22 protein-coding genes and 1 pseudogene are annotated in these 22,847 nt (G+C 64.8%); 11 read left to right on the top strand and 12 right to left on the bottom strand.

Annotation, left to right across the window (positions count from 1 at the left end; genetic code table 11):
• The first annotated feature begins 168 nt into the window (after positions 1–168).
• The 3 genes from hmpA to nirK all read left to right on the top strand — a co-directional run bounded on the left by hmpA (position 169) and on the right by nirK (position 3,107).
• Positions 169–1,395 (top strand): NO-inducible flavohemoprotein, encoded by a 1,227-nt coding sequence (gene hmpA / locus H1Q64_RS24620; RefSeq protein WP_237907149.1) that lies wholly within the window; start codon positions 169–171, stop codon positions 1,393–1,395.
• Positions 1,396–1,501: 106 nt separating this feature from the next.
• On the top strand, positions 1,502–1,786 hold the full coding sequence (locus H1Q64_RS24615; RefSeq protein WP_237907148.1) for a hypothetical protein: 285 nt from the start codon (positions 1,502–1,504) through the stop codon (positions 1,784–1,786).
• 256 nt (positions 1,787–2,042) lie between these two features.
• Positions 2,043–3,107 (top strand): copper-containing nitrite reductase, encoded by a 1,065-nt coding sequence (gene nirK / locus H1Q64_RS24610; RefSeq protein ID WP_237907147.1) that lies wholly within the window; start codon positions 2,043–2,045, stop codon positions 3,105–3,107.
• Between the two features lie 299 nt (positions 3,108–3,406).
• On the opposite strand, the gene H1Q64_RS24605 is transcribed toward nirK, so the two are convergent.
• From H1Q64_RS24605 to istA, 4 genes and pseudogenes are all read right to left on the bottom strand, one after another.
• Positions 3,407–4,027 (bottom strand): plasmid pRiA4b ORF-3 family protein, encoded by a 621-nt coding sequence (locus H1Q64_RS24605; RefSeq protein WP_237906837.1) that lies wholly within the window; start codon positions 4,025–4,027, stop codon positions 3,407–3,409.
• A 394-nt stretch (positions 4,028–4,421) separates the two neighbouring features.
• Positions 4,422–5,534 (bottom strand): IS110 family transposase, encoded by a 1,113-nt coding sequence (locus H1Q64_RS24600; protein WP_237904663.1) that lies wholly within the window; start codon positions 5,532–5,534, stop codon positions 4,422–4,424.
• Positions 5,497–6,348, bottom strand: a complete 852-nt coding sequence (gene istB / locus H1Q64_RS24595) for an IS21-like element helper ATPase IstB (protein ID WP_237907146.1) — start codon at positions 6,346–6,348, stop codon at positions 5,497–5,499. The genes H1Q64_RS24600 and istB overlap by 38 nt, the downstream gene beginning before the upstream one ends.
• Positions 6,345–7,870, bottom strand: a pseudogene (gene istA / locus H1Q64_RS24590) (IS21 family transposase). The gene istB and the pseudogene istA overlap by 4 nt, the downstream one beginning before the upstream one ends.
• A gap of 86 nt (positions 7,871–7,956) precedes the next feature.
• On the opposite strand from istA, the gene H1Q64_RS24585 reads away from it, so the two are divergent.
• On the top strand, positions 7,957–8,511 hold the full coding sequence (locus H1Q64_RS24585) for an FmdE family protein (protein WP_237907145.1): 555 nt from the start codon (positions 7,957–7,959) through the stop codon (positions 8,509–8,511).
• A gap of 23 nt (positions 8,512–8,534) precedes the next feature.
• A complete protein-coding gene (locus tag H1Q64_RS24580) occupies positions 8,535–9,080 on the top strand; it encodes a hemerythrin domain-containing protein (protein WP_174436164.1) in 546 nt (181 codons plus the stop codon).
• A gap of 369 nt (positions 9,081–9,449) precedes the next feature.
• Here H1Q64_RS24580 and H1Q64_RS24575 read toward each other — a convergent pair whose 3' ends face one another.
• Positions 9,450–10,331 carry a LysR family transcriptional regulator gene (locus H1Q64_RS24575; RefSeq protein ID WP_032492181.1) on the bottom strand — a complete coding sequence of 294 codons (882 nt, stop codon included), beginning with the start codon at positions 10,329–10,331 and terminating at the stop codon, positions 9,450–9,452.
• A 365-nt stretch (positions 10,332–10,696) separates the two neighbouring features.
• Between H1Q64_RS24575 and ccoN the strand changes: the two genes are divergently transcribed.
• The gene (gene ccoN / locus H1Q64_RS24570; protein ID WP_237907189.1) at positions 10,697–12,106 is read left to right on the top strand and encodes a cytochrome-c oxidase, cbb3-type subunit I; all 1,410 of its coding nucleotides are present in this window, start codon (positions 10,697–10,699) and stop codon (positions 12,104–12,106) included.
• 70 nt (positions 12,107–12,176) lie between these two features.
• Positions 12,177–13,358, top strand: a complete 1,182-nt coding sequence (gene metB / locus H1Q64_RS24565) for a cystathionine gamma-synthase (RefSeq protein WP_237907188.1) — start codon at positions 12,177–12,179, stop codon at positions 13,356–13,358.
• A gap of 182 nt (positions 13,359–13,540) precedes the next feature.
• Here the strand turns inward: metB and H1Q64_RS24560 are convergent, their stop codons facing one another.
• From H1Q64_RS24560 to hemA, 7 genes are all read right to left on the bottom strand, one after another.
• Positions 13,541–13,957: a DUF4167 domain-containing protein gene (locus H1Q64_RS24560; RefSeq protein WP_237907144.1), complete on the bottom strand. Its 417-nt coding sequence runs from the start codon at positions 13,955–13,957 to the stop codon at positions 13,541–13,543.
• A gap of 232 nt (positions 13,958–14,189) precedes the next feature.
• The gene (locus H1Q64_RS24555) at positions 14,190–14,624 is read right to left on the bottom strand and encodes a DUF983 domain-containing protein (RefSeq protein ID WP_237907143.1); all 435 of its coding nucleotides are present in this window, start codon (positions 14,622–14,624) and stop codon (positions 14,190–14,192) included.
• Positions 14,625–14,898: 274 nt separating this feature from the next.
• On the bottom strand, positions 14,899–15,549 hold the full coding sequence (locus H1Q64_RS24550; RefSeq protein WP_237907142.1) for a 2-dehydro-3-deoxy-6-phosphogalactonate aldolase: 651 nt from the start codon (positions 15,547–15,549) through the stop codon (positions 14,899–14,901).
• An 84-nt stretch (positions 15,550–15,633) separates the two neighbouring features.
• Entirely contained in the window at positions 15,634–17,082 is a 1,449-nt protein-coding gene (locus H1Q64_RS24545) for a PLP-dependent aminotransferase family protein (RefSeq protein WP_237907141.1), read from the bottom strand.
• Positions 17,083–17,271: 189 nt separating this feature from the next.
• Positions 17,272–17,430: a sugar tyrosine-protein kinase gene (locus tag H1Q64_RS24540; protein WP_237907140.1), complete on the bottom strand. Its 159-nt coding sequence runs from the start codon at positions 17,428–17,430 to the stop codon at positions 17,272–17,274.
• Positions 17,431–17,527: 97 nt separating this feature from the next.
• Positions 17,528–17,914, bottom strand: coding sequence for a DUF983 domain-containing protein (locus tag H1Q64_RS24535; protein ID WP_237907139.1), 387 nt, complete (start codon positions 17,912–17,914; stop codon positions 17,528–17,530).
• Positions 17,915–18,017: 103 nt separating this feature from the next.
• On the bottom strand, positions 18,018–19,250 hold the full coding sequence (gene hemA, locus H1Q64_RS24530) for a 5-aminolevulinate synthase (RefSeq protein WP_237907187.1): 1,233 nt from the start codon (positions 19,248–19,250) through the stop codon (positions 18,018–18,020).
• A 681-nt stretch (positions 19,251–19,931) separates the two neighbouring features.
• On the opposite strand from hemA, the gene H1Q64_RS24525 reads away from it, so the two are divergent.
• The 4 genes from H1Q64_RS24525 (at position 19,932) to H1Q64_RS24510 (ending at position 22,828) form a co-directional block, all read left to right on the top strand.
• The gene (locus tag H1Q64_RS24525; protein ID WP_237907138.1) at positions 19,932–20,309 is read left to right on the top strand and encodes a CidA/LrgA family protein; all 378 of its coding nucleotides are present in this window, start codon (positions 19,932–19,934) and stop codon (positions 20,307–20,309) included.
• Positions 20,296–21,003 (top strand): LrgB family protein, encoded by a 708-nt coding sequence (locus tag H1Q64_RS24520; protein ID WP_237907137.1) that lies wholly within the window; start codon positions 20,296–20,298, stop codon positions 21,001–21,003. Before H1Q64_RS24525 ends, H1Q64_RS24520 begins: the two co-directional genes overlap by 14 nt.
• A 63-nt stretch (positions 21,004–21,066) precedes the next feature.
• A protein-coding gene (locus H1Q64_RS24515) for an IS3 family transposase (protein ID WP_237907136.1) occupies positions 21,067–22,205 on the top strand; the annotation gives its coding sequence in 2 pieces (ribosomal slippage) (positions 21,067–21,322 and positions 21,322–22,205; 1,140 coding nt in all).
• 275 nt (positions 22,206–22,480) lie between these two features.
• On the top strand, positions 22,481–22,828 hold the full coding sequence (locus H1Q64_RS24510) for an HPF/RaiA family ribosome-associated protein (protein ID WP_237907135.1): 348 nt from the start codon (positions 22,481–22,483) through the stop codon (positions 22,826–22,828).
• The last annotated feature ends 19 nt before the right edge of the window (positions 22,829–22,847 follow it).

Raw genomic sequence — 22,847 nt, 5'->3', positions numbered from 1 at the left:
CCGAAATATAACGCATGGAAGCCGCTTCCGCAGCAGGAACTCCACCGCCATCAATGGCTGCTGCCCGGATGATCGCAACCTTTGGAGGTCGGTCCGGTTCCGGGGACATTGCCGGAACCGGTTGAATTGGCGGATGGTTGAATCGCCATGACAGCACGGAGACAATCCATGGCGGAGGCTCTCAGCAACCGAACCATCGACATCGTCAAGGCCACGGTTCCCGCTCTGGAGAAAGGCGGCACCGCGGTCACCGACCGCATGTATCAGCGATTGTTCCGCAACCCGGAAATCCGTGACCTGTTCAATCAATCCCATCATGGTGAGACTGGGTCGCAGTCCAAGGCGCTGACGGCGGCGATCATCGCCTATGGCCGCAACATCGACAATCTGGGTGTGTTGGCCTCGCGGGTGGAGCGGATCACGCAGAAGCATGTCGGGCTGAACATCCTGCCCGAACATTACCCCTATGTCGCCGATGCCCTGCTGGGCGCTATCAAGGACGTTCTGGGAGATGCCGCGACCGAGGACGTCCTCGACGCGTGGGGCGAGGCCTATTGGTTTCTGGCCGACGTGTTGAAAGCGCGGGAGGCCAGCGTCTACACCGGGCTCGCCACGGCGCCGGGCGGGTGGAACGGCTGGCGCGACTTCACGGTGGAGAGCGTGACGCCGGAGAGCGATATCATCCGCTCCTTCATCCTGGTTCCGGCAGACGGGCGCGGTGTGATCCGCCACCGTCCCGGTCAGTATCTGACCTTTGCGCTGGATGTGCCGGGAGCCGGTGCGCTGAAGCGCAACTATTCCATCTCCTCCGCTCCGGATTCCCGGTCCTACCGCATCAGCGTCAAGCGGGAGGTGGGCTCGGGCAGGCCGGCGGGGCTGGCCTCCAACTGGCTGCACGATCACGTCAAGCCGGGCACAACGCTGAAGGTGGCGCCCCCGGCCGGCGAATTCTTCCTCGATGAGGCTTCCGCTGGGCCGGTCGTGCTGCTGAGCGGTGGGGTCGGGCTAACCCCGATGATGAGCATGCTGGAGACCATTGCCGGTTCCGGCGGTGGCCGGCCGACATGGTACATCCATGGCGCCGAGAACGGGCGCGTCCACGCGATGCGCGATCATTCCCGGGCGCTCGCCGCTCAGGCTCGCAACATCACGCTGCGCACTTATTACAACGCCCCTGAGCCGGCCGACGTTCAGGGGCGCGACTACGATGAACGGGGTTTCATCAGCATGGATTGGATCGTCGTCAACACGCCGACGCAGGAGGCGGCCTACTATCTGTGTGGCCCTCGACCGTTCCTGCGCGCTATGGTCGGCGGCCTCGCCGGCCGGGGCGTGCCATTGGGCAGAATTCACTACGAGTTTTTCGGCCCAGCGGATGAATTGCTTGCCGCATGAGTTTTCAAGGCGTGCGCCGAATCATTCCAGGGGAACTTCAACGGCGCGGCGCGTTTCTGTCGTTCGTTTGCCGTCATGCGCTTTGGTTTTGTAAGGAGTCGAAAGCATGCCTCGGAATCCACGGCGCTTTTCTTTCTTGCGTAAGCATAATCTGGTGGCGTTCCTCTTGACCCACCTTGCGATCGGGGTGGTGGCCGGGGTTGTCGTTTGCCTCGGCCTTCTCGCGCTGGATGTCGCCAGTCTCCGTACACTGCTCCTTGGCTCCGAATACTGGCTGATCGGTTTCATCCTGCTCTTTGGCTCGGTGTGCGGAACGTTCGGCGGTGTGGCGATGGCGGTCGCCGTGATGAATCTGGGCGACTGGTCCGACCACCCGGATCGGGATTACTGACACGCCCCTCGCATCGTCAGGGACCGCCCCGGCTGCAACGGCAGGCGGGCCGTGGTGTTTCGCAACTCTTTGCAAGCCATACACCCCCGTCGCCCCCTCACTCTCACAGGCAATTTATTGGAATTGAGACAAAAGCAAGCAAAATACATTAAAACAGGATGTTGCCCTTTCTTCAAATTCTTGACGGCCGTCAAGTAATCGGGGCGTGAAATCCGGGATGTTGGCTTCAGAAGCAACACTCGCCCTGGATTGCATCATGAAAACCAAGACCTTCCTCGCCATCGTCAGCGCCGCCGCCCTCATCGCCCTGTCGGGGATCGGCGCCGCATCGGCCACCACGCTGTACGCCGAGCCGAAGGTCAAGGAGCCGACGGTCGACATCGTCCAGGACCCTGCGGCGGTCCCGGCGCCGGAAGCGGCGGGCACACGTGCGCCCAAGACCCACAACGTCGTGCTGACCACGACCGAGGTCGAAGCCAGGCTGGATGACGGCACGACCTACACTTACTGGACGTTCAACAACAAGGTCCCCGGCCCGATGGTCCGCGTCCGTGTCGGCGACACGGTGAACGTGTCCATGACGAACGCGCCCGGATCGATCATGAACCATTCCATTGATTTCCACGCGGCCACCGGTTTCCTTGGCGGCGGACAGATCACCCAGGCGGAGCCGGGCCAGACCAAGGAATTCTCGTTCAAGGCGATGGCGCCGGGCGTCTACGTCTATCACTGCGCCACCCCGATGGTTGCCCAGCACATCGCCAAGGGCATGTTCGGCCTGATCGTGGTGGAGCCCGAAGGCGGCCTGCCGAAGGTCGACAAGGAATTCTATGTGATGCAGCAGGAGATCTACGCCACCAAGGCGAAGAACCTGCCGGCGGCGGAAGACGACTACGACGGCTTGGTGAACGAGAAGCCCGGCTATCTGGTGTTCAACGGCGCCGTGGGTGGTCTGGTGAAGGACAAGCCGCTGAAGGCCAGCGTGGGCGAAACCGTGCGCATCTGGTTCGGTGTCGGCGGGCCGAACTTCACCTCGTCGTTCCATGTCATCGGCGAGATCTTCGATCGCGTCCACAATCTCGGTGCCCTGGACACGCCGCCGCTGAAGAACGTGCAGACGGTCACGGTGGCGCCGGGCGGGGCGACGATGGTGGAGTTCAAGGTCGACTATCCGGGCAAGTACGCCTTGGTCGACCACGCTCTGAGCCGCGCCACCAAGGGGCTCATCGGCATTCTGGAAGTCGATGGCAAGGCGGATGACAGCGTCATCCTCGACAAGAGCGGCGACTCCCGCAAGCAGCTCGGCGAGATGAAGCATTGATCCCACCCCGGTGGGATGCGCAGGGGGAAGGGTGGGGGGCGAGACCCTGCCTTCCTCCGTTGGGCATTTCCCGCTTGCCACCGGTGGTGGCCGTGCCGTTTGCGCGAGGACAAAGAGGCCCTCGCATCATCGTGGCATGATCCGGTTATGACCTTTCCATCCTTTTATGATGCGGCGCCGCGGCTCGTCGTGTGCGATCCGCTCAGCGCGTTCCTCGGCGCGGCCGAGGACGGTCTGTGTGCAACGACAATTTTGACGTCCTGTTGACGCCAATTACGGTGTCCGGTCGGAGGGTGGGATCAGTCGTATCGTGACAGTGCCGCTCGGCGTTTTGCGGCGCGGACAGCGGAGCGAACAGCGCGATCGGTTTTGGCGATGTCGAACTTTTCGGGATGGAATGCTCGGCCCGCCCATCGCTTCATGTCGGCATGGTCGGGGTGGTTTGGGTCGTGCAAGACGTCGAGGAACTCAGCGTAGCCATGGACACCGCCGACGTCCTCTGGCGGTCGCGAGCGGGCGCCGTCGATGCAGGCGGGGTACTTGCGATCGGCCTCGGGCAAACGCAGGGTTTCGATCTCGATCCGATGGTGCCAATCGTCGCCGAAGTCGTAGAGATAGAGGAACGGCGGCGGGGTGGACAGGAAGTCGAACAGGCGAACGTCCTCCTCCGGCAATGCCCGGCTGTCGTCGTCGAAGGCGTCGGCGTTGAGCATGTCGGGGTCGCCGAAGCGCAAGCCGCCGATCTCGAACTGATGGAGATGGTAGTCGAGCCAGCCGAAGGCGGCCTGAATGATGTGGTGCAACTCGGCCAGCGTGGTTTTGCGCGGCACCAGCAGGCGCCGCCAGATCGGCGGGTCGATGTCCAGGATCGTGATCTTCAGCTGGGCGATGGTCGGCGGCTCATACATGGCCGCCATCATGCCGCCGCGCCGGTCCGGCGACAATTACGCGGTTGTCGCGTCGATTACCCTTCGCCGGCCCTCGGGTCTTGGGCCGCGGCCAGGGCGGAGCGGCGGCGGTAGCTTTCCGTGTTCAGTTCTCATGTTTGCCGTCAAGGGATTTGGCCACGCGTGCCCGTCCTGGCTACGCCCAGGCGCTGAAGCTCAGTGGATGCCCACGGCAGGAGGCAGGGCCGAAGACGACGGTTGAGCAAGCTCTCATGCGCGGGTTGGCTACCGCATGACCGTGGTTTCGTCCTGGGGCTGCCTCGGTCTAGGAGCGAGCGTCGGTCAGGCCGGCTCATAACAGAACACGAGGGTTCCCCTACCGCGCCCCGCCTCCAGCCGTGGGCACCGGCTGCGACGTCCGATGCCGTCAGGAAGCCGGACGCGGCTGGACCTCACGGGCGATCGCCCACAGGAAGCCGACCATCTCGCGCGCAATGGCCGTGGTGACCACCACCTTGGCCTTTCCCGCGGCCGTCAGGCGGCGATAACGCGCACACAGCCGGGCCTGCGCCTTCCAGGCGATGTCGCGGACAGACTGCGGCAGGGCTTCGATGCGATCGTACAGCTTGCGGCTGACGCGGGCCGGCATCCGGTAGCTCCAAGCTCCTTCGATCAGGATCCGCCGTGCCAAACCGCTGCCGGCCTTGGTGATGCCACCACGGCGCACGCTGGCGCCACTGGAATGCTCCGAGGGCACCAGGCCGAGATAGGCCATCAACTGGCGGGGGTTGGCAAAGCGCGAGAAGTCGCCCACCTCGGCGACCACGGTGACCGCCACGAGGAAAGCAACGCCGCGCATGGCCTGCAGGGCCGCCACGACCGGTGCCATCGACCACTCCGCGACCAGCCCCTCGATTTGCCTGGTCAGACGTGCCACGCGGGCCTCAGCGTCCGTTACGGCGTGGATGTAGTCCTGCAGCACCGCCTGCTGAGCCGGGTGCTCGAAGCGCACCGTCGTCAGCCAGCGTCGGTAGGCCTGAGTCCAGCCCCGCTTGCCAGGATAGACGCGGCCGTGCCGCAGGAGAAAGCCTTGCAGGTGCTGGCGGGCCTTGCCCAGCACCTGCACCGCTGTCGCCCGAGCCCGGATCAAGTCGCGCATCGCCTCGTGGGCTCCGTCGGGCACCCACACGGCCGTCAGCTCGCCGGCCCGGTGCAGCTTGGCGAGCATGACAGCATCGCGCCGATCCGTCTTCACCCGGTCGCCCGCCCGGACCGGGATCAGCGACGGAGCCACGACCACGCACTCATGCCCAAGCGCGGTAAGCTGACGATACAGGCCGTACCCGCACGGGCCCGCCTCATAGCAGAAGCTCAGGCGATACCCGTCCCGGGCGAGCCGCCCGACCAGCTTTTCGATCACCTCGGCCCGGTTCGCCACCGTGCCGAACAAGCGGACCTCGCCGCCGCGTGTTCCTTCGGCCACGGCCACGGACACCGTCGCCTTATGCACATCCAGACCCACGAAAATGGTAGAGTTCATCGGCCCGTCCCCCATGTCTGAGGCTCGGCGCCGGACCGCCCGGCGCAATCCTCGATGGGGACATGCCGTGGGACGGGCCGCTACTCGCCTTTCGGCCGGCAAACATATGGTCTAGAATGGTGGCGTGGTGCACCAAGCGGTCGATGGCGGCCACGGTCATGGCGGGATCGGGAAAAATCGCGTCCCAGGCGCTGAAGGGTTGATTGCAGGTCAAGATCAAGCTTCGGCGTTCGTAGCGTTCGGCGATCAGCTCGAACAGCACCGAGGTTTCGGCCTGGTCCTTGCGGACGTAGCCGAGGTCGTCGAGGATCAGGCAATCGAAGCGGTCGAGCCGGGCCAGCAGGTTTGGCAGGGCGAGGTCGCGCCGCGCCGCCTGAAGCTTTTGCACGAGATCGGTGGTCCGGGTGAACAGGACACGCCGGCCGCCTTCGATGAGGGCGGTGCCGATGGCGGCGGCGACATGGGTCTTGCCGACGCCGCTGGGGCCGAAGATCAGCAGGTTGGCGCCGCGCTCGATCCAACCGTCGCCCCGGCCGAGCGCCTCGACGTGGGGTTTGCGGATGGTGGGCACGGCGGCGAAGTCGAAGGTGGCCAGCGTCTTGCCGTCGGGCAGATCCGACTCGGCCATGTGGCGGGCGATGCGGCGTTCGGTGCGTTCGGCCAGCTCATGCTCGCACAGGGTGGCCAGGAAGCGCGCGGCCCCCCAGCCCTCTCGGTCGGCCCGTTCGGCGAAACCCGGCCACAGCCGGCCAATGGTCGGCAGGCGCAGGGCGGACAGCATCACGGGCAGTTTGGCGGCATCGATGTCGGTCATGCAGGCTCCGGATCGGGGGTGGCGGTGGCCGGCCGCAGCAGGCGGTCGTATCCGGCGAGATCGGGCGGCGCCACGGTGATCAGTGGCACCGCCGCCGGCTGGGGAGGCGCCACGGCCGTCCGGGCACCCTCGAGATCGGGCAGGCCGCCGCGGTCGAGCACGGCGTCGAGATGCTCGGCCAGGGCCGCCTCGCAGGCGCCGGTGGCCGCCAGATGAAGCAGACCGACGTAGACGCGGCACGCCTGCCGGTCGTCGAGCTGTTCGTCCAGCACCTCCCAGGCCCGGCGGAAGGCCGGTCGGGGAAAGAGTTCGTCGCGGAAAACGGAGCGGCGGAACGCCTGCGGCTTGCGCACCAGGGATGCGGCGAGGTGGCGGTAATCGACGACCCGGTCGCGCAGCTTGCCCTTGGGATGCTTGCGGGCGAGCGTCAGCACCTGGGTCGTGCCCAGCCAACAGAGCAGCCGGTCGTCGTAGAGATGCACCTTAAGCCGGCAGCCGACAAGCCGGGACGGCACGGTGTAGAGCACCTTGCGCACGGAGATGGTGCCGCTACGGGTCACGGTGACGGTGGTGGTGGAGAAATCGGTGGTGCGGTGGCGGGGCAGCGGCTTGAGTTCCGGCAACTCCACCTCCAGCGCCTTTCGGCGGCGGCGTTCTTGCGGGCGACGGTGTCCTGCAGGAAGGCCTGGTAGGTGGGAATGTCCGGGAAATCGCGCGACCCACGCAGATCGAGGGCGTCGCGCAAGGCTGCTTTCAGATGTCCATGGGCGGCTTCAACGCTGCCGTTCTCATGAGCGACGCCGGCGTTGTTGCGGGTCGGGGTCATGCCGTAATGGCGGCAGAAGGCGGCGTACCCGGCGGCTTCGTCGTCCTCGGCCGTCAGGTTGCGGTAGGCGGCGGACAAGCGGTCGGTGCGATGGGTGTGAGGAACGCCGCCGAGTTGCCACAGCGCTTCCTGAAGCCCTTCGGTCAGGGCGGTGAAGCTCTCGCCGCCCTGGACGAGCTTGACGGCCTCCCAGCCGCTGTAGGCCAGCCAGAAATGATAGAGGAGATGGTCGAAGGGGATGCCGTCGATGGTGATGCCGAGGCTGGCGGTCTCGGTGAAATCGGACAGGGCCTGATAACCGGGAGGGTGGTCTTGGCGGAAGATCAACTCCTGCTCCGGGCCTTCGGTCGCCCGCCACAGGGCGACCCGGCGCTGAAGCGAACGCAGCAGGCGATCAGGATAGTCGCCGGGGTGACGGCGCTGGAGCTCTTCCAGCAGGGTGGTCGCCCGGATGTGTGGAGCTGAGCGCAGAACCGGCACCAACTCCTCGTCCCACACGCCGGCGAACGGATCCTCGCGGGTACGCCAGGTCCGTTCACGGGGCCGTTGGCTTGGCGGGATCGGGTTGGCGTCGATCCGGCGCGCCGTCCGCTCGCTGAACCCGGCCTTCGCCGCCGCCGTCGCCTGACTGTCTCCTTGCCTGCGCTCGTCCATGTACCGCCTGACCTGCCGGTCGGTGATCCGCGCGCCCGTCATCAGCCTCTCCCCCGCGATCGCGGGGGAGAGGCTGATGACGGAGCCGCCACCCGGCCATTCCAATCGTCGTCAGGCGGTCATCGTAATTGGCGCCGTGCAGTCTGCTTGAGTATGGCTATGCCGATGCGGTGCGGCTGGCCGGCCATTCCTGCCCGACCGTCGCGGGCGCTTACCTGATGACCATACGGTCACTGGAGCGTCTGTATCCCGATGAGGTGCCCGAGCGCGGGGCCGTTGCGGTGTCTGTTCGCGAGGCCGCCGCCGACGGTGTGGCCGGTGTGATGGCAAGCGTCGCCACGCTGCTGACCGGAGCGACGGAGAGCACCGGCTTCAAAGGCATCGCTGGACGCTTCGACCGCCGGAACCTCCTGTCCTTCGGGGTCGGCATTCAAGGGACGATGGCCTTCGTCCGCATGGACACGGGAGCGGGAGTGCAAGCGACGCTCGACAGCGGCGTCGTGCCGGTCGATCCGGCGATGCCCGGCCTTCTGCAGCGCCTGTTGTCCCACGCGGCATCCCCGGACGAAGTGGCACAGTTCCGCATCCTGTGGCAGGAGCGGGTCCGACGCATGCTGGTGGACCACGCCGACGATCCTCGACTGGTCAGGCTTGCCGCTTGGAATGGCCGACCCGACGCGTGACCCCCTTTCAAAAGACTTCGGACATGCACACCGACAGCAAGACCGGCCAACTCCTGCACGATGATCATCACCGGACCATCGACCTTCTGAACGCGTTCGAAGCCTACCTGGAGCGCACCACGGAAGACGACATCCCACATCTGGACGTGGACGGTCGCGTTCTGCTCGCCACCCTTGGCAAGGAGTTGGGCCAGGACCTCGAACGGCATTTCCTCCTGGAAGAGCAGTGGCTCTTCCCGCCCATTGCCGCCGCTGGCGCTTACGAGATGACGGCCGACCTCTCGACCGACCACGAAGCCCTGCGCCCGCTCGTCCGCCGCATCACCCGGCTGTGTGCCCTGGCTCTGCGTGAGGGGTTCGATGAGGAAAGCTGGCCGGTCTTCCGCCATTTCGGGCAGCAATTGATCGAGGGCCTCGTCCTGCACATTCAAAAGGAAGAGACCGCACTGCTCAGTGCCGTTGACGCCGTGCTCACGCCGACACAGGACGTCTCCCTTGCACGGGCTTACCGTTGTGGGCAAGAGGCGCTTGGCGGCGCGGATGAACGCGCATCATTGCCGCAGGTTTAGGACGGGCATTCAGCGGCAGGTTCAGCGGCAGATCGGTCGCGGCCAACGTGCGCCGGTGTTCCGAACCGCATCAAGCCGGATTCATCGGCTCGGTGGGCGGGGCGGGTTTGTCCTCGGGTTCCGCCGGCGCGGCGGGCACGGGCTCGTCCTCCTGCTCGTCCGGAAGACGACCGAGGCAGGACCCGTCGGGGCGTGCGAAGGGAGACGAGGGCGGGGGTGCGGACCGCTGGGGCTTCATGGTGATTCCTCCCTTCCTGTCAGAACACCGTTCACGCCGCATCATCGCGACGGCGTGAAAGCCTGCCGGTGAGGCGGCATCCATTTGCGGGCATCAGCCCCGCGCGCGCCGACGCCGGCCGGAACGGGATTTTATTGGGCGTCGGCGCCTTGTTGAGAATTCCCTGTCACCTCGTCAGAGCCGAGGATGGCCCGCAGGCCTTCGAACGCGGTTTCGAGAACGCTGACATCAGGCTCCGCCGGGTGAACGGCGTAGATGGGCAAACTGAACGGGTGCGCTTCGGGAACGACTTCCCCCACCCCCTGGTCGAGCATGGGCTGGACCAGACTCCGTGGGAAATGCCCGGTTCCCCCGCACTGCCTGACATAGTCCAGCCCGAGCGTGCCGACGCCGATCGACAAGGGTGTGGACAGAAGCTCCGGATTTCGCAAACGGATGCTGCGCTGGAATTCGTCGCTCCAGTCGATGAGGACGTAGTGGTCGCCACCGGCGCTCGGAGCGGGGCGAACCCTCACAAGGACCAAATCCTCTTCCAGCAGCAGGCGCACCGCGAGGCCCGGCACGGCGCGCGGCGAATAGAGGACCGCGAGATCGAGCGTCCCGTCGCGAAGGCGCTGGAGCAGATCGTCCGCCAACCCGACCTCGCACCGCAGGGCGATGTCTTCGGCATTCCGCCGCATCCAGGGAATCCAACGGTTCAGCATCCGGTTCCACAGACCGGCCTCGCTGCCGATGCGCAGCAGGGCGCGATGCCCGATGGGAAGCGCGGCCTCCTGCCGGGCCTGCTCCCAAAGGCGGAGCATGGCGATGGCGTGACGCTGGAACCGGACCCCGGCCGCGGTGAGCATTGCGCCGTTCTTGTTGCGCACGAACAATTGGCAACCGAGCTGATCCTCCAAGTGCCGGATGCGCGTGCTGACCGTCGATTGCGTGACGTGCAGCCGCTCGGCCGCCGCGACGAAGCTTCCAGCCGTGGCCGCCTCAAGGAAAGTGCGGGCCGTTTCCATGTCCATGCGACGTCCCCCACGAGAAATTATATCGGATAATCCGATGCAATCCATCGAATAAATTCGCTTTTGCTATGTGTAGGCGCGACCTAGGCTCTGCGCAACCGTGTTACGAGCCGTCGGGCAAGGCGCCTGTGATCCTCCCATTCCAAAACGGGACGGGAGTCCGCGCGCCCTGCGCTGGGCGGCCCTGACCGGCCATCGCCGACCGGGCCGCCATGACGTCGGCTGTCCGGCCGTTCCCGCCTTGCGACGTCGACAGGGTCTTGCGCATGACCGATCTCGCGATCAGCACCACGCTATCCATACCCGGGGCCGGACGGACGGACGGCGACGCGGCCTCGTACGACGCCGGAGACGCCGCGGTGCGGATGTTCATTCGGGCATCCCTGTTCTGGTGTGTGGCCGGGCTGGCAATGGGCTTGTGGGTTGCCCTTCTGCTGGTCGCTCCGACGCTCAATCTTGGACTGGAATGGACCAGCTTCGGCCGCGTCCGGCCGATCCACACCACTCTGATCGTTTATGCCTTCACCGGGAACGCGCTGATCGGCTCGTCGTTCTTTGTGGCGCAGCGGACCTGCCGAACCGCCCTGTGGGGAAGCCGGGAACTGCACCAGCTGCTGTTCGGGTGCTATCAGATCTTCGTCCTCCTGGCGGTGTCCGGCTACGTGATGGGCGCCACCCAGAGCAAGGAATACGCGGAGTTCGAGTGGTACACCGACCTGTTCCTGCTCGGTGTGTGGCTGCTCTACGCGACGATCCTGGTCCGGACGATCCTGCAGCGGCGGGAGAGGCACATCTACGTGGCTCTGTGGTTCTACCTGTCCTTTGTCATCGTCGTCGGCATGGTGCACACGCTGAACAATCTGGCCGTGCCCGTCTCCTTCACCGGAGCGAAGAGCTACCCGTTACTGTCCGGCGTGCAGGATGCCATGGTGCAGTGGTGGTTCGGGCACAACATCGTCGGCTTTTTCCTGACCGCCGGCGTCGTCGGCATGATGTATTATTTCGTGCCGAAACAGGCGGATCGGCCGGTCTATTCATACCGCCTGTCGATCGTGCACTTCTGGTCGCTGGTGTTCATCTACATCTGGGCCGGTCCGCACCACCTGCACTACACGGCTCTGCCGGACTGGGCGCAAACGCTGGGCATGACCTTTTCGATCATGCTGTGGATGCCGTCCTGGGGCGGCATGATCAACGGCATCATGACCCTGTCGGGTGCCTGGGACAAGCTGCGCACCGACCCGGTCCTGCGCTTTCTCGTGACGTCGGTGGCCTTCTACGGCATGTCGACCTTCGAGGGTCCGCTGATGGCCATCAAGCCGGTGAACGCCCTGTCGCACTACACCGACTGGACCGTCGGCCATGTGCATTCCGGGGCGCTCGGCTGGGTGGCTTTCATGGTGTTCGGCTCCCTCTACCACCTCGTCCCGCGGCTCTGGGGGCGGGAGCGCCTGTACTCCGTGGCGCTGGTCAGCCTGCATTTCTGGACGGCGAGCGTGGGCATTCTGCTCTACATCGCCGCTATGTGGGTGTCGGGCATTATGCAGGGTCTGATGTGGCGCGCCTACGACACCCTTGGCTTTCTTCAATATTCGTTCGTCGAGACGGTCACGGCCACTCACCCCTTCCATGTCATCCGCGCAGCCGGCGGCGCCCTGTTTCTCGCGGGGGCGCTCATGATGGTCTACAACCTGGTGCGCACCATGCGTGGCGATGTGGCGAGCGAGCCCGGACGGACAAGCCGCGCCGCGAACCTTCGGGCGGCGGCGCGCTGACGCGCGCCATCGGGACAGGCCAGGAGTGGCCGAACAGCCGGACCACGGCACGCAGCAAAGGATGCCGAGCATGGACAATGGGAAATCCCCGCAGACGATCGCCGCCGCCAACGGCATCGGGAGCGACGCGCAGTACGGCGCGGTGACACCGCCGATTCACCTGTCGACCACCTACCGGTTTCCCGGCTTTGAGAAGCCCGGACCATACGACTATTCGCGAACGGCCAACCCGACACGCGATCTGCTCGCCGATACCCTCGCCCAATTGGAGGGCGGGGCCGGTGCAGTGGTCACGGCCACCGGCATGGCCGCCGTCAGCCTGCTGCTGGCGATGCTTGACCCTGGCGACCTGATAGTCGCTCCTCACGATTGCTACGGCGGAACCCATCGCCTGCTTTCGATGCGAGCGGCGAAGGGGCATTTCGACGTGGCGTTCGTCGATCTGAACGAGGCGGCAGGTTTCGCCGAGGCTCTTCGACGCGGCCCGGCCCTTATTCTGATCGAAACACCGAGCAATCCGCTGATGCGCATCACTGACATCGCCAAACTGGCCGAACAGGGCAAGGCGGCGGGAGCCAGGATCGCCGTCGACAACACCTTCCTTTCGCCCGCGCTCCAGCAACCCCTGGCGCTCGGGGCCGACTTCGTCATCCATTCAACGACCAAGTACCTCAACGGCCATTCCGACGTCGTGGGGGGAGCTGTCATCGCCGCGCACACGCAGGATCTGAACCACCTCAAGGAATGGGCGAACGCGATGGGCCTCACAGGGTCGCCCTTCGACGCGTACCTGACGTTGCGTGGCTTGAGAACGCTGTTCCCACGGCTGGAGTACCAGCAGCGCACCGCCTTTGCGGTGGCCGATTTTCTCGATCGTCATCCGTGCGTGGAGACCGTGCATTATCCAGGCCTGCCGTCTCACCCTGGCCACGCCATCGCGGAGCGCCAGCAGCGTGGTTTCGGCGCCATGCTGAGCTTCAACATCAAAGGCGGAGCGGACGGCGCACGCCGTTTCGTGGAGGCGGTGAAAGTGTTCACGCTCGCCGAGTCCCTTGGCGGCATCGAAAGCCTCGTCGCTCATCCGGCGACGATGACGCACGCGAGCATGGGAATCGAGGCGCGGCGAGCGGCGGGCATCGACGACAGCCTGTTGCGCTTGTCCATCGGATTGGAGGGGGAAGGTGACTTGCTCACAGATTTGGATCAAGCCCTGCGGACGGTCGCTCCGCTGCTTGGTCGCAGTTCCGTGTAAGCGCAAGGTTGGGCTCTGTTGCAGCGTTTTCGCCATAGCGGAAACCATGAAAACCCTGGCCTCTATGGGTGGGTTGGGGGGAAGGCGATGCGGTCTGAACCGCTACGGATGTCCTGAAAGTCATTTGGACCGCGTCACGCCAGACGACCTGAGGATACTGACGACGGTGGATCAGCGGAGCCTCAGGGATCGGTGCGGCCGTGGGCCACACGGAACCAGTGCTCCGCGTGCCGACGGCAGGTTTCGGCTTTAACGGAATCATCGGGTCGCTCGGCGTCGCCGGCGCGGGCGAGCCACTGGACGTGCTTCTGCTGGGCGGAACCGTTCACCTTTGGGTGCGCTCGCGCCGGGGCTCCCGGCACGGCTTGCCGCTGGATTGCTTTTCCGAACCGTGGCTGCCCCAGGCGGTGGTCAGCCGATGCCGCCGGCCCTGTGCCTTGCACCAGGTGCAGTTCGGCACCAGAGCGCTCAGCTCGACTTTGCTCAATTACGCCGGAAAGCAAGCGGCCTGAATGAGGCGGTTGAGCCCAGCGCCGAGGAGTTTCGCGCTCTTCCCGCCCAGCGTTGACGGCGAGAAAGTCGTCTCGCTCCAGAGCCATTTCCGCAAGCCGAAGGGCCGGCCGATGCCGGGGCTGCTTACGGTCCGCTGGTTTCTTTATTCTTCTTCGCTTGATCCTTCTTCGCTTGATCGTGATGCCACTTGATGGCGAAGAACATGCCCGTTCCTAACACGATAATCTTGAACGGAAAGAAGACTAGAGGGAACCAATCATACATTTTGAACATCTCCAAGCTATGACACTATCTATCGTCAGGGGAACCTGACGCCAGTCAGGTCGAGCGCGAGTCTTTGTCTGAGGGTAGGGTCACAGGCGACTGGGTTGGCGCGGCTGTTACGAAACGGGCTTCCTCGGCCTTGTAGAAGTGCTGGCTGGCCACCAGCCAACCCGTCAACGGCCGCAAGGGCGGAACACAGGTCAGCAACAGGAACGGCAGGGTCGTGACGAGGTGCACCCAGTAAGGGGGCTCAAACTGTGCCTCGATCCAGAGCGCCAGGATGACCGCGGGAATGCAGACGGAGCAGATGACGGAGAAGGCGGGGCCGTCAGCCGGATCGGCATAGGAGTAGTCCAAGCCACAGACCTCGCAGTGCGAGCGCAGCTTCAGGAAGCCGCTGAACCGATGACTCTGGCCGCAGCGTGGGCAGCGACCACGCAGGCCGGTGCTGAGAGGGGGAAGAGGCGGCCATTCCTGTTCGGATGACATCGCGTGTTCCTTCGGGAGGCAATAGCAAGCAATGCCTGCATGCAATGTGTGATCGTATGCTCCGATGAGACCGACAGTGTCAACTTGAATGCATCCAATATGCCTTTGGAATTCATACGGCCATGGAAGACATGACAGGTGCCTCGGCCCGAAGGTTGGCCACTTGCCGCAATGTCTCGCGCAGGCCCTGGCGGTTCTTCGGAGCGCCGGGCGCGACACGGACAGGGGTGTTGCGCTCGGGCAATGTCGGTGTTGGTGTTGATAAGTGCGGTGGTTACCCGCCCGCGATGTCGAGGCGTTTCCATTCAGCAACGAGGTCGCGCGCCACGGCGCCGACGTCGCGGGCGGTACGTCCCGGCTTGTAAAGAGTGGTGCCGAAGCCGAAGCCATCGGCTCCGGCGGCGCGGTACTCGGCCATGTCGTTGAGGCCGACGCCGCCGAATGCCAGAAGCCGGCTTCCCAGCGGAAGCACCGCTCGGACATCCGTGAGGTAGGCGGCGCCAAGGCGGGCCGCCGGAAAGATCTTCAGCACGCGCGCGCCGTGGCGCGAAGCGACCAGCGCTTCCGTGGGCGTCAGGCAACCGATCACCGGGACGCGGTCGGCGCGGACGGCGGCGTCGATTACCACGGGCTCGGTGTTTGGGGTGACGATCATCTCGCCACCAACCGCGTTTACGCGCTCTACGTCCGCAGCGGTCAAAACGGTGCCCGCTCCGATGCACACCCCGGGAAACCGCCGGGCGGCAAGTTTGCCGATGCTGATCAAGGCATCGGGTGAGTTGAGCGGGATTTCGATGAGCGTGACCCCAGCCTCCACCACCGCGTCGAACACCGGATCCGCTTCCTCAGGCGTTATGCCCCGCAGCACGGCGATCAGCGGCATCACCTTGAAGGCCTGTTCAAACGCTTGCGCGATGTCCTTCATGATCCTCATCACTCCTAAAAAGAAGCCGCGTCGGCTTCACTGGTCTGAATCCGCGAGTCTCAACGCGGCGGTTGCGTTGCTGCTTCAGATGACCACACCGGCCAGAGCTGGACTCTGGTCGAGCGCTTCCGCAAGGATGTCCAGGACACGCTGCGTGTCGGCGCGGTTGGCTGGCGCCCCCAAGCAGATGCGCAGCGCTTCTGGAACCGGCTCGGCAACGGCAAAGGTGTCGCTGACCACGGTCGCGATGCCGCGGGTGCGCAGGTGTGTCGCAAACTCGCCGCGCGTCCACGCCGCGGGCAGGCGGAGCCACAGATGGAAGCCTTCGGGGTGCGCCGCATAGCTTCCTGGCGGAAGTGTGGCTTTTGCCATGTGCTGACGGGCCACCGCTTCCGCACGAACAGCGCCGAGCAGTCGATCGGCGGTTCCATCGCTGATCCACCGGGTGGCGATCACCGCCAAGATGGGCGGCGTGGCCAGCATCGTCGCCCGTTGCGCTCCAATCACCCACATTGCTTGCCGGGCGTCGGGAGCGGCGATGTAGGTGATGCGCAGCCCGGGGGCGACACATTTGGCAAGGCCGGCCACGTGGTAGGTCAATTCAGGCGCGAGGGCGGCGATGGGCGGCATGCCGATCTCCGGAAGAACACCATAGATGTCGTCCTCGATGATCGGCACGTTGTGTTCACGCGCAACGGCCACGATCGCCTGCCGCCGCTCCAAGGACATCGTCGCCGTGGTCGGATTGTGCAGCGTCGGCGTGCAGTACAGGACCCTTGGGGCATGCGCGGAGAACGCCGCTTTCAGCGCTTCCGGATCGAGCCCCTGGTCGTCCATGGCCACGCCGACCACCCGTAGGCCGATTTGTTGCGCGAGCGCCTTGAAGCCCGGATAGGTCAGAGCTTCCGCACACACGGTGTCACCGGAGCGTGCCAACGCGGTCAACAGGCAGAGCAGCGCGCTTTGCGTGCCAGGGCAGAGGACGATGCGATCCCCGGACAGATCCGGCAGACGCCGGCCAAGCCATCGGACCCCCGCATCGCGATCCCTTAGGCTCGCTCCCACATCGGGATAGCGCAAAACCGTCCGTGGGTCGGCCTGCAAGATCGCCTCGGCCATGCCTTGGCGGACGCTTTCCAACAACTCCGGCGAGTCCGGCAGCGGCGGCTGGTTCATCGTCATATTGACGAAGACGCCGAAGGCATTGGCGCTGCGTTCAGCACGCGCCGGCACGGGCGCCGACGGGCGGATAAAGGTCCCCAGCCCGACACGGGCGTCGAGCAAACCGCGGTGCCCAGCTTCCTTGTAAGCGCGGGTGACGGTGGTCAAGTCAAGACCCAAATGCTCGGCAAGAGCACGCTGTGGTGGCAACCGCTGGCCGGGCGCAAGGCGGCCGCTGCGAATGTCGTCCGCGATCGCGTCGGCGATGGCCAAGTAGACAGGCTTGTCCTTGGTCCTGATTTCGGGCGCCCAATCCTTGTGTTCCGCGTGCATGATCTTCCTTATGGGCCGTGTGGCGTACAGCTCTGACATCCAACGGCACCCTATGACGGTCGAGCGACGTCCACGCAAGAAGGCTCCCAACGGCCCAGGGGAACGCGGTTCGGGGCTCCATGCGGAAGCGGTGCGGCACCTGGGAGCCTAGTCTACACAAGCGGAACAGGCCGATCGGGCCGTGATGACGCGAGCCACCAAATGGCATCCGCAGCAGCCGTCAGCCTCTCACCGGGTCAAGCGCACCAGGATCGCCAAATTGATCCATGACGCGACCACAATGATGAAGACAGCCACGTCCGGGCTTGCGAGCAGGACGCCGACGTACCCGACCACACCCACCAGCAAAAGGACAAGCGCCCGGAGCGTTACCCGGTGATCTTCCATGACTGTTTCTCCGTTGTGCGTCTGATAATTGCCTTGGGCGTCGGAGGCGCAAAGTGGCTCTGCCCGCTGGAGGTCGCTGAGTTTTGCTGGTGCCGGATCACTTTTCCGTGCTTTGCACCAGACGCCCTTCTGCAGCTTTGTGCACGTATTGCGAACTCACGATCCATCCCTTGAAGGGCGGCAAAAGGGCCAAGCAACCGCCCAGCAGCATCGGCAGGGTGGTGATGAAATGCACCCAAACGGACGGTTCGTATTGGATTTCGAGCCATCCCGCGAACGCCACCACCGGAAAACTGACGATCGACATGACGAAGAATGCCGGGCCGTCCGCCGGGTCCGCGAAGGACAGGTCCAGACCACACGCGTTGCAGCGTGGGGCCAGTTTCAAGAAACCTTGGAAAATGCTTCCCTTTCCACAGCGCGGACACCGTCCGCAGATGCCCGTCTTGACGGGGGATAGAGCGGGGTAGTGTTGCTCGGTCATTGCGGTTCTCCTCATCGACGACCAATGATCCGCCAAGCGCGTCTGCGCATCGTTTGGGGTGAGCAGGGGCGTCGCCGGACGCCCACCCCCCGCGATGGCGCGGTCAGGCCGCACGTTTGCTTACCTGCAGATTCAGCGATGTCCACACGTCGAGCAGGGCGTCGACGAGACGCGCCATCTCGGCGTCGCTGTGCAGCGGGGTCGGGGTGAAGCGCAGGCGCTCGCCGCCGCGCGGCACGGTCGGGTAGTTGATCGGCTGGACGTAGATGTCGTGCCGTTCCATCAGCTCGTCCGAGGCGCGCTTGCAGCGGTGGGCGTCGCCGACCATCACCGGAACGATGTGGCTGGCCGACGGCATCACCGGCAGGCCGGCCTCGGCCATCAGCCGCTTCAGGGTCGCCGCGCGCTCCTGGTGCCGGTCGCGCTCCGTCTGGCTGGTCTTCAGGTAGCGGATGCTGGCCAGCGCCCCGGCGGCGAGAACCGGCGACAGGGAGGTTGAGAAGATGAAGCCGGCGGCGAAGCTGCGGATGCAGTCGACCAGCGCGGTGGAGCCGGTGATGTAGCCGCCCTGGACGCCGAACGCCTTGCCCAGCGTGCCCTCGATGATGGTCAGCCGGTCCATGGCGCCGTCGCGCTCCGCCACGCCGCCGCCGCGCGGGCCGTACATGCCGACCGCGTGCACCTCGTCCAGATAGGTCATGGCGCCGTGCTTGTCGGCGACGTCGCACAGGTCATGGATCGGGGCGACGTCGCCGTCCATGGAGTAGACGCTCTCGAAGGCCACGACCTTCGGGCGGTCCGGGGCGATCTGCGACAGCAGCTCGTCCAGGTGCTTGGGGTCGTTGTGGCGGAAGATGTGCTTCTCGGCGCCGCTGTTGCGGATGCCGGTGATCATCGAATTGTGGTTCAGCGCGTCCGACAGGATCACGCAGTTGGGCAGCAGCTTGCCCAGCGTCCCCAGCGTCGCGTCGTTGGACACGTAGCCGGAGGTGAAGAGCAGCGCCGCCTCCTTCCGGTGGAGGTCGGCCAGTTCGCGTTCCAGCAGCACGTGGTAGATGTTGGTGCCGGAGATGTTGCGCGTGCCGCCGGCGCCCGCACCCACGCCGTCGATGGCGTCGTGCATCGCCTTCAGGACGACCGGGTTCTGGCCCATGCCCAGATAGTCGTTGGAGCACCAGACGGTGACCTCCCGCTCCTTCCCGGCGGCGTCGCGGAAGGTGGCTTTCGGAAAGTTCCCCGCTTGCCGTTCGAGGTTGGCGAAGACCCGGTAGCGGCCATCCTGTTTCAGACTGGCGATCTGGGTACGGAAAAGCTCTCGTGTGGCATTGGAGTTTATATCCTTGCCAGGGGAAAGGGAGACGGTTCAGAGCGTGCGGCTTGCCATGGTGTCGAGGTGTTTCGGCGGCCATTGATGGGAGTTTTGGACGCGTCACCTATCCGCTCGCCGACAAGTATCTTGTTTGTATGGTGTTATGCGCCTGATTGCAAGGAGATTGTACGGATTATTGTCTGTATGCAGGGTGGTGGGGTGAGGGTGTCCAAAGCATCCAGCGGGAGGATGGTCCGGTCCGACCGACAATCACGCGGAGGAGGGTGTTGTGAAGCCCATCCTCGGCAACGTGGCGAGCCGAAGGGGGGATGCCCAGAGCATTCAAGCCGGTGTGCAGAGCTGCCCTGCTGCCGGCGCGCAAGCTTGCCCAGGTTGTCGGCGAAGGTCTCAAGGGTGTTGTATGTTTTGTATGCGATCATTGTTCCGCGGAAAAAGCAAGGATACACAAGGGATTTCGGCACTCCAAAGGCTGGGCGCGACCAACCAGCTGCTCCGCAGGCGCCCGTTGATCCATACGCAAAAAGCTATTGCCTGTATGATTTGTAAATTGTACGGTTTTTTCCATCCGAGAGGCGCCCAGTATGCGCGGTGCCCGGCAATTGGAAGCCCGCAAAAGGACAGTCGGATGCCAACTCAGCCAGACTTTTCCCCTGTGATGGCAACGCTTGCGCAGTCGGGCGTCGCGTCATGAGCGCCCTTCGGCCGCTTGCGCTGCTGCTCGGTTGCCAGCTGGGTGGCGAACTGTTCGTCCGGCTGTTGGCCGTGCCGTTGCCTGGTACGGTGGTCGGCTGCGCCACGTTGTTCGCTTTCCTGGTTTTTCGGGGACGCATACCCCATGGCTTGGGGACGATCGCAGAGGTGCTGCTCCGTTACCTGCCGGTGATGTTCGTTCCGGCGGGTGTCGGCATCATGACCGATGCGCAGCACCTGAGGGATCAGTGGGGAGCGCTGCTCGTCACCCTGGTGATCAGCACTGTGATCACGGTTGCAGCCACGGTTTGGAGCTTCAGCGCCGTGGCCCGTTTGGTGTCGCAACGCCACGAGGCGGACCATGAAGCACCCTGAGGTTTGGGACGCTCTGCTCACTTCACCACTGCCATGGCTTACCGCCACCGTCGTTGCCTTTCTGCTGGCCCAGGAGTTCCACAGGCGTTGTGGAGGGCATCCGCTGACCCAGCCGGTCGCGGTGGCGGCGGCAATGCTCGTCGCCCTTCTTCTGGTCACTGGAATCCCCGTGGAAGCCTACACGCAGGGAACGGTTCCTTTGCGCTTCCTGCTTGGCCCGGCAACCGTGGCATTGGCCATTCCGCTCTACGAACAGCGGCGGCTCATCGTCCGCACATGCCTTCCGCTCAGCGCTTCACTGCTCGTCGGCTGCCTCGTCGCAGTGTTGTCCGTCATTTGCTTGGCCCGACTGTTTGGGCTCGGTAATACCATGCTCCTGTCGTTGGCACCGAAGTCGGCCACCATGCCGATTGCCATGGAGGTCTCCCAACAGGCGGGGGGCTTGCCGTCTCTGACCATGGTGTTCGTCATGGCGACCGGCGTCGTCGGAACTGCGCTCCTTGGTCCGCTTCACCGTCGCCTTCCTGATGCCGATCACCGTGGGCTGGGTTTTGCGTTGGGGCTGGCAGCGCATGGCATCGGGGTCGGGCGCGCCTTCCAGATGAGCCCTGTGGCAGGCGTCTTCGCCGGGCTCGCCATGGCTCTGAATGGCATTGCGACTGCCATGCTGACGCCGATGATCCTGACGCTTTGAGATGGTCCCCGTTTCCCGGACAGTTCGCTAAGCTTGGTTCGCCCAGGAAGAAGGACGGACCCGATGACGGGGAAGCGGAAGCGGTATTCGGCGGAGTTCAAGGCGAAGGTGGCACTGGAGGCGATCCGAGGCGAGTTGACGGTGTCGCAGTTGGTGTCCAAGCACGGAGTGCATCAGACGCTGATCAACGCGTGGAAGAAGCAGGCGGTGGAGGGGATGGCTGGTGTGTTCTCCGGCAAGGCGGAAGCCGCCGAAACCAGCCATCAGGGGGAGGTGGAAAAGCTCCACGCGATGATCGGGCAGTTGGTGGTGGAGCGGGATTTTTTGCGCAAGGCCTCCGGACGATGAGCGTCGGCCGGAGGCGGGAGCTGATCAAACCGGAGCATCTGAGCCTGTCGATCACCCGGCAGTGCACGTTGGTTTCCATCAGCCGGTCCAGCTACTACGGGCCGGCCAAGGGCGAACCGGCCGCAAACCTGGAGGTGATGCGGCGGAGCGACGAGCAGTTCCTGGAAACGCCCTGGTACGGCAGCCGGCAGATGACCCGGCATCTGCGCCGGCACGGCCATGAGGTCAACCGCAAGCGGGTTCGCCGCCTGATGGCGCGGATGGGGCTGCGAGCGGTCTACCAGCGTCCGAAGACGACGGTGCGGCACCCCGAGCACAAGATTTGGCCGTACTTGCTGCGCGACCTGACCATCGACCGACCCAACCAGGTCTGGTGCGCTGACATCACCTACCTTCCGATGCGCCGGGGCTTCCTGTCCCTGGTGGCGGTGATGGATTGGGCGACGCGCAAGGTCCTGAGCTGGCGGCTGTCGAACACCATGGACGTCGAGTTCTGCATCGAGGCGGTGGAGGAGGCGATGGCGCGGCACGGCCGACCGGACATCTTCAACACCGATCAGGGCAGCCAGTTCACCAGTCCGCGTTTCACCGGCCTCTTGACCGCGGCCGGCATCCGGGTATCGATGGACGGGCGCGGCCGGTGGATGGACAACGTCTTCATCGAGCGGCTGTGGCGATCGATGAAGTACGAGTGCGTCTACCTCCACGCCTTCGAGACCGGCAGCGAGGCGAGGGCCGGGATCGGCCGGTGGATCCATTACTACAACATGGACCGTCCGCACTCCGCGCTCGGCGGCAGAACCCCGGAGGAGGCCTACCAGGGCACACCGGACCCCATCAGATTGGCGGCATGACACGGACCTGAACCAAGCTTAGCAAAGCCGCAAATCTGTCCGGGAAACGGGGACCATCTCACCGCCGCCTGGCCCCCGTGCGCAATAAACTTGCAAAGCGCGCTCTAACGGTTCCGTCCGTTTAGGAGCGCGCGGCGCGAACGCCGGTCCCTGATACCGCTGGTCTTCCTTTACCTGGGTTAAGGCCCTCCGGCCCGCGCACCCCGATGATGATCCCGGCCGCGCCGTAGCCAACGGACCGCGACAACGATGCGACCGTCCACCGGAGGAGCGCCATGCAACTGCCGCTGCAGATCACCTTCCACAACATGGAACCCTCGCCCTTCCTGGAAGCCTGTGTCCGGGAACATGCCGCCAAGCTGGAGCGGTTCTTCGAACACATCATGGCCTGCCACGTGGTCCTCGATGCGCCGCATCGATACCACAAGGGCAAGCTCTACACCGTCCGGATTGACTTGACCGTTCCGGGGGAAGAATTGGTCGTGCGCCACGCCAAATCCGCCGACCCTGCCCATGAAGATCCCAAGGTTGCTATCCGCGACGCTTTCGACGCGATCCGCCGGGAGTTGGAAGACCACGCGCGCCGCCGCAGACAAGACGTGAAGGCCCATACGGCGTCGTAGGAGTCACGCCTCCGCTCGC

It is taken from the genome of Azospirillum brasilense, from assembly GCF_022023855.1.
Lineage (GTDB): Bacteria > Pseudomonadota > Alphaproteobacteria > Azospirillales > Azospirillaceae > Azospirillum > Azospirillum brasilense_F.
This window is presented reverse-complemented; position numbering and strand designations above follow the sequence as displayed.